Below are 6333 nucleotides of genomic sequence, written 5' to 3' on the forward strand. Positions count from 1 at the left end.
ATGGTATCGACGATTCAGCTCACGTTCGGGGTGTATCTGCTCATCCTGCTTGCGATCGGCGCGTACTTTTTCGTGACGACGGAGACGAACCGCCTCTCGGATTACCTGCTCGCCGGTCGGGACGTCGGGACGTGGCCGGTCGCCATCTCCGAGGTCTCCTCGGTCGCAAGCGGCTGGACCTTCTTCGCCTGGGTCGGCGTCGGCTTCGCGACCGGGATCAACGGACTGTGGTTCTCGATCACGATGATCCTGCTCGTCATTTTCATGTACCGCTACGTCGGGTCGCGGTTCCGTCGCCAGTCCGAGGACCTGGGCTCTATCACGATCGCCGATCACCTCTCGCTGGCGGTGACGAACGACCGCCTCAGCACACAGATCCGCGTCGTCGCGACCCTTTCGATCCTCGTGTTCATGGGCGCGTACATCGGCGCACAGATCATCGCCGTCGGCGAGGCGATGGACACCGGGATCGGGATCGACTACGGCATCGCCATCGCGGTCGGCGGCGTCGTCGTCGGGCTCTACACGATGCTCGGTGGGTTCAACGCCTCGGTCTGGACCGACGTCTTTCAGGGTATCCTGATCTTCGTCGCGGCGGTCACCCTTCCGATCCTGATGATCGGCGAGGTCGGCGGCTGGTCGGCGTTCGTCGCCGAAGCCGGCGCCGTCGACGACGCGGCGCTGCTCGATATCACCGGCGGACTCGCCGGTCAGGCGCTCCTCATCGGCACGCTCGCATGGGTGACGTTCGCGTTCGGAACTATCGGCCAGCCCCACTCGCTGATGCGCCTGCAGGCGATCCGCTCCGAACGGCTGCTCAGCCCTGCCGCGGTCATCGCCGTCGCCTTCCAGTCGCTGCGGCTGACGGTGCCGCTGCTCATCGGCGCCGCCGGTCGCGTCCTCTACGGCTCCGTTGACAACCCCGAGAACGTCGCGATGATGGCCATCGTCGACTTCTTCCCCGCCGTTGTCGCCGGGGTCCTGCTCGCGGCGATCGTCTCCGCGATTCTCTCGACGTCGGACTCGATGCTGCTGGTCGCCTCGTCCGATTTCACCCGGTTCTACGAGGAGCGGATCGATCCGGACGCGAGTCAGAAAACGCTTATTCTGCTCGGCCGGGCGACCGTGGGCGTCCTGGCGCTCGGCGGTATCGCGCTCGCGTTCGTCCGTCCCGGCACGATCTTCGAGATCATCGAGTTCGCCTACGTCGGACTGGGCGCGACGTTCGGGCTGCCCCTGCTGTTCATGCTGTTCTGGGAGCGAACGACGGGGGAAGCGATCCTGGCGGGGATCGTCGTCGGCCTCGGCTCGTCGATCGGGAACCTCTACCTGCTGCCGGACTACTTCCCGATCCTCGTCTGGCCCGTCTGTATCGCCGTGATCGTCGGCGTCACGCTCGCGACCGCCGAAAGCGGCGCCGACGTCGCGGGTGTACCTGAGCCGACGACGGATAGCACTTCTCCCGCAGACGACTGATTGACCCGACCGGCGCGTTGGGACAGTCTCCGGTTCGCCGGTCCTCTCGGTGCGGATCACTTTTGCGTCCGGCACACCGACTCGAGACAGATGCTGACGAAGGACCTGCTGCGCGTCTCGAGGGCCGGCGGGGGGTACCACCCGCAGTTCGCGAGCCGCGAGCACCGTCCCCTCGCCGCCCGCGTCATCGGTACCTACCAGGGTCACGTCGGTCACACCCGTGAGGAGCTCGAGGCCGCGCTCACGGACCTCGAGCGCGACGCCGATCACTTCAAGCTCGTTCGGGGTTTTTCGGCCCTGCTCGAGCGCGAGGCGACGTTCGAGACCGACGCCGAGATCGATCCGGAGCGCGCCCGACGGGCGACGTTCGAGGCGGCGGAGGCCGTCGGCGCCGTCACCGGCGCGGAGCGCGAGACGGCGCTCGCCCGCGCGGCCGACGGGCTCGGACTCTCGACTGCGGCCCTCGAGCGGGCGCTGTACGCCGACCTCGAGGAACGACAGGTTCTCGAGGCGGTCGATTCCCGGTGGGCCCCCGACGGCCTCGTCGTCCAGTACAACCTCTCGCTGGCCCAGACGGCGCTGTTCGACGCCACCCAACTCCGCGTCAGGTCGAGCGACCCGAAGGCGCTGGTGTCGGCGATCAAGCGACTTCGGCTGATGTACGAGATCCGCAAGACCGACGCCGTCGACGCGAGCGAAACCGACCTGAGCGATCGCGAGGTCGTCGTCACCGGCCCCACGCACCTGTTTCGCGCAACCCGTCGGTACGGTACCCGTTTCGCTCGCTTGCTGCGAACGGTCGCGAAGGCAAGCGAGTGGCGACTCGAGGCGACGATCGACGACCGGGGTACCGAACGCTCCCTCGAGCTCACCGACGCCGATCCCGTGCGGGTGCCCGACGCCGACCCAGTCGCCGACGTCTCTTTCGACAGCGGCGTCGAGGCCGACTTCGCCGGTCGCTTCTCGAGCCTCGACCTCGACTGGGAGCTCGTCCGCGAACCCGAACCGCTCGAGACCGGAACGCGGGTGATGATCCCCGACTTCGCGTTCGACTACTTGCATGGCGACTTTCGGGTCTTCTTCGAGATCATGGGCTTTTGGACGCCCGAGTACGTCGAGAAGAAGCTCGGACAGCTCTCGGAACTCGAGGACGTCGAGCTGGTCGTCGCCGTCGACGAGTCGCTTGGCGTCGGCGAGGAGATCGCGGCGCGGGACTTCCGGGCGATCCCCTACTCCAGCAGCGTCCGGCTGAAGGACGTCCGCGACGTCCTCCGGGAGTACGAACGCCAGCTCGTCGCCGACAGCGCGGCCGCGCTGCCCGAGGAGCTGCGACCCGACGCGGACGTTCACACGCTCGAGGAGCTGGCCGCCGACCGCGGCGTCAGCGAGGACGCCCTGGCCGACGTCGCCTTCCCCGAGCACGAACTGGTCGGCCGAACGCTGGTTCGACCGTCGGTGCTCGAGACGCTGGGCGAGGAGATCGAGGCCGGCTCGTCGCTGTCCGAGGCGGAGGCGACCCTCGAGAAGTACGGGATCGGCGACTCGAGTGCGGTGCTCTCGAAACTCGGCTACCGCGTCGAGTGGGAGGGGCTCGCGGGCGGGACGGTCGTCGAACGCTGACGGTTGTCCCGCTGGGCGAACGACTGATCTCGCCGATTCAGTGGTGTACTACAACCCACAGCGGTTGTAACCGATAAAACAACCTTTTTTGGTTGTATGGGTGTGGGGTAGACACGAATGCAACTCGACAACTCCAAATCGCCTTCCTCACAATATGTCCTGCTCGGGGACGTAGTCGGTTCGAGGGAGATTACCGATCGAGACGGATTTCGAAAGCAACTCAGGGACACTCGGCAGACGGTCACGGAGTCGTACGAGGAGTCTTTCGCTACGCCGCTTTCCGCTCTGAAAGGTATCGACGAAATCGGCGCTGTGTTGACATCGGTCGAACACCTCTACAGCATCGTCGTCGCGCTCACCGATCACCTCCGTCCACACTCCATTCGGCTTGCGGTCGCTTCCGGGGAGATCGAGTTCGGAGTCGACGACCAAGACGTCTCACAGATGGACGGGGAGGCGTTCCACCGGGCGACGGAACTCCTGAAATCCATCGAGCGGACCGGTCTTCGGTTCGACCTTGATACCCGGACGGCCCCGCTCGATACCGCAGTTGCAGACGAGATCAACTTGCTGCTACATCTCCGTGAGTCGTGGACCGACCGTCAACGCGACGTAATCGAACTGTACGAGCGAACCGGCAATCAACAAGCGGTTGCCGACGATCTGGACGTGAGCCAGCAAGCCGTTTCGAACGCGCTTCGGGGCGCCTCGTGGCCACTCGCCGAGACGATCGAGACCCGATTACGGCGAACGCTCGAGGCGTACGGCCGATGACCGGAATCGGTATTGCTCCGGCGGTGACCGATGCTGCGATCATCGCCGCTGCCTACCTCGGAGTGGTCGTGACCAGCGGTTCGGTAGTAACGAGGACACTTTCGTGGGCTGACGCGGAGTACGCCGATACCGTTACCGACACTGATCGCGATATTGGAGTCGTCGTCGGGAAGACGGAGAACGTTCTCCTGTTGACACTGGTCCTCGTCGGTGCGTACACGGCGATCGCGGTCATTTTCGCAGCAAAAAGTATCATCCGGAGCGACGACATGAAAAATAACAGTCTGTTCTATCTCGCCGGAACACTGGTCAACGTCACGTACTCCGTGATGGTTGGGATCGTGGTTCGGATTCTCGTCGGTGCGAGCGGAACGGCACCGGTGTTTTGACCGGCTTAAAGCTCCCGCTGGCGCCCCTTCGGCACCATCGACCGCAACTCCCCATGGACGTAGAGGCCGACGCCGATCGGCTCGAGTGCGCCCGCGATCCGGTGGGCGGCGATCAGATACCCCCAGTCGCCGTCCCAGCGCTCGAGGTCTTGATCCTCGCCCGCGGCGAACGCCCGGGCCTCCTCGGCCTCGAGTTCGATCACGCACTCGCCGGCCTCCCGGCCGAAGCGCTGGACGAAATCCGTCGTCGGCTTCCAGTGCTCCTGTCGGGTTCGCAGACAGGTCATGCCGATCGCCTCGATGGTGATCGGCGAAGGGGCGTCGCCGCCGTAGATCCAGATCTTGCCGGCCCCTTTTTCCCAGAAGGTGTAGTCGTCGAACGTCTCGGGTGGGATCGCAAAGCGGTCCGCGAAGTAGTCGACGACCTCCTCGCGGCTGGCTCGGCCCTCGACGGTCCGCTCCGCGGCGGTCGTCGGCAGCCGGCCAAAGCGCTGGCCGTCGTTTTGCTCGAGGTCGCCCTCACTCGCGCCGTCCGCGGTATCGTCGCCCATCAGGCCGTCACCTCCAGTTTCGCGACGAAGAAGCCGCCGGTGTCGTTCTGGTGGGGGTAGATCCGCGCGGCTCGCTCGAGACGCTCGTCGTACTCCTCGCCGTCCCACTCGGTGAGCCCGGGAGAGTGCTCGAGGCTGAGGTCGAAGTCGACGATCCGGCAGTCCTCGCGCTCGAGGACGTGCTGGACGACGGCCTCGTTCTCCTCGGGGGCGAACGTACACGTCGAGTAGACGATCGTGCCACCCTCGCCGGTGGCCTGTACTGCTCGCCGGATGATCCCCTTCTGGATCCCCGAGACCTCGTCGAGGTAGCCTTCCGACCAGCCGTCGAGCGCGTCGGGGTTCTTCCGGATCGTCCCCTCACAGGAACAGGGGGCGTCGACGAGCGCGCGGTCGAACTCGTCGAAGTCGAACCGCTCGAGGGAGTAGTTGCGGGCGTCGTCGTTCGTGACCGCGAGGCTCGTCGCACCGAGCCGTTCGGCGTTGAATCGCAGCGCCGAAATCCGGCCGAGGTTGCTGTCGTTGGCGACGACGGTGCCCCGATCGTCCATCAGCGCCGCGAGCTGGGTCGCCTTCCCGCCGGGGGCGGCACAGCAGTCCCAGACCCGCTCGCCGGGTTCGGGCTCGAGGACGGTCGCGGGGACCGCCGACACCTCCTCCTGGCCGTGGGTAAACCCGTGAAACGACGACCACGTCGAGCCCGGCGAGTCGGTCTCGAGACGCAGCACTCGAGGGTTCCAGTGGGCACCCTCGTAGCCGACGCCCTCCTCCTCGAGGACGGTCGTCGCCCGGTCGACCGAGGCCTTGATCGTGTTCACCCGGACCGCGTTGCCGAGCGGTCGCTCGCAGGCGGCGAGAAACGCCTCGAAGTCGTCGACGATCGGCCGGTACCGCTCGAGTGGCTCCATTGCCCGTGGATTCGAGAGCCCGTCGCTTGTGGGTTTCGAAGCGCCGTGCACGTCGGCACCGTCTTTATGTCGCTCACCCGCGATTGTCAGCACATGGCAGGGATTCAGATACAGGACTCCGAGGTATCGCTCGAGAAGCCGACGTTCGTCGAGGGGTTTCCCGGCGTCGGCCTCGTCGGCAAGATCGCCACCGACCACCTGATCCGCGAACTCGAGATGGAGTACTACGCCAGCGTCGACTGCGAGGGACTGCCCCGCGTGGGGACCTACCGGGCCGGTGAGGGCCGGGTGCGCCCGCCCGTTCGGCTCTACGCCAGCGAGGCCCACGACCTGATCGCGCTGCAGAGCGACGTGCCGATCGGTGCACCGGCCGTCGGCAGCGTCGCGAACTGCGTCTCGAGCTGGATCGCCGCCCGAGAGGTGCGGCCGATCTACCTCAGCGGGCTTCCCGCCGAACGCGAGGAACCCCCCTCGCTGTACGGGGTCGCCACCGGAAGCCAACTCGAGACGCTCGAGGACCACGGGATCGCGACGCCGCCCGAGGACGGCGTCGTCAGCGGACCCACGGGGGCGTTGCTCGACCGCGCCGCACAGCGCAACGACGATAGTCTGGGA

The 6333-nt window shown here is 66.2% G+C and carries 7 protein-coding genes; 5 read left to right on the forward strand and 2 right to left on the reverse strand.

All coding sequences use genetic code 11. The annotated features are described in order from the left end of the window. The 4 genes from QA600_RS15000 (at position 1) to QA600_RS15015 (ending at position 4259) form a co-directional block, all read left to right on the forward strand. Positions 1-1476 carry a sodium/proline symporter gene (locus QA600_RS15000; RefSeq protein ID WP_278292757.1) on the forward strand — a complete coding sequence of 492 codons (1476 nt, stop codon included), beginning with the start codon at positions 1-3 and terminating at the stop codon, positions 1474-1476. A 90-nt stretch (positions 1477-1566) separates the two neighbouring features. Beyond that, positions 1567-3096 carry a DUF790 family protein gene (locus tag QA600_RS15005; RefSeq protein WP_278292758.1) on the forward strand — a complete coding sequence of 510 codons (1530 nt, stop codon included), beginning with the start codon at positions 1567-1569 and terminating at the stop codon, positions 3094-3096. Between the two features lie 117 nt (positions 3097-3213). Beyond that, a complete protein-coding gene (locus QA600_RS15010; RefSeq protein ID WP_278292759.1) occupies positions 3214-3870 on the forward strand; it encodes a SatD family protein in 657 nt (218 codons plus the stop codon). Continuing rightward, positions 3867-4259, forward strand: a complete 393-nt coding sequence (locus QA600_RS15015; protein ID WP_278292760.1) for a hypothetical protein — start codon at positions 3867-3869, stop codon at positions 4257-4259. The genes QA600_RS15010 and QA600_RS15015 overlap by 4 nt, the downstream gene beginning before the upstream one ends. 5 nt (positions 4260-4264) lie before the next feature. Here QA600_RS15015 and QA600_RS15020 read toward each other — a convergent pair whose 3' ends face one another. Next, positions 4265-4810: a hypothetical protein gene (locus tag QA600_RS15020; RefSeq protein ID WP_278292761.1), complete on the reverse strand. Its 546-nt coding sequence runs from the start codon at positions 4808-4810 to the stop codon at positions 4265-4267. Beyond that, positions 4810-5718, reverse strand: a complete 909-nt coding sequence (locus QA600_RS15025; protein WP_278292762.1) for an RsmB/NOP family class I SAM-dependent RNA methyltransferase — start codon at positions 5716-5718, stop codon at positions 4810-4812. Before QA600_RS15025 ends, QA600_RS15020 begins: the two co-directional genes overlap by 1 nt. A gap of 93 nt (positions 5719-5811) precedes the next feature. Here QA600_RS15025 and QA600_RS15030 point away from each other — a divergent pair. After that, the coding region (locus tag QA600_RS15030) for a PAC2 family protein (protein ID WP_278292763.1) at positions 5812-6333 on the forward strand (522 nt) is incomplete at its 3' end.

This window comes from Natronococcus sp. A-GB1 (assembly GCF_029688845.1).
GTDB lineage: Archaea > Halobacteriota > Halobacteria > Halobacteriales > Natrialbaceae > Natronococcus.

Bases quoted from the DNA above. Each gene is read 5' to 3' on its own strand.
- QA600_RS15000 (WP_278292757.1), top strand. From the start codon at position 1: ATGGTATCGACGATTCAGCTCACGTTCGGGGTGTATCTGCTCATCCTG.
- QA600_RS15010 (WP_278292759.1), top strand. From the start codon at position 3,214: ATGCAACTCGACAACTCCAAATCGCCTTCCTCACAATATGTCCTGCTC.
- QA600_RS15025 (WP_278292762.1), bottom strand. From the start codon at position 5,718: ATGGAGCCACTCGAGCGGTACCGGCCGATCGTCGACGACTTCGAGGCG.
- QA600_RS15005 (WP_278292758.1), top strand. From the start codon at position 1,567: ATGCTGACGAAGGACCTGCTGCGCGTCTCGAGGGCCGGCGGGGGGTAC.
- QA600_RS15020 (WP_278292761.1), bottom strand. From the start codon at position 4,810: ATGGGCGACGATACCGCGGACGGCGCGAGTGAGGGCGACCTCGAGCAA.
- QA600_RS15015 (WP_278292760.1), top strand. From the start codon at position 3,867: ATGACCGGAATCGGTATTGCTCCGGCGGTGACCGATGCTGCGATCATC.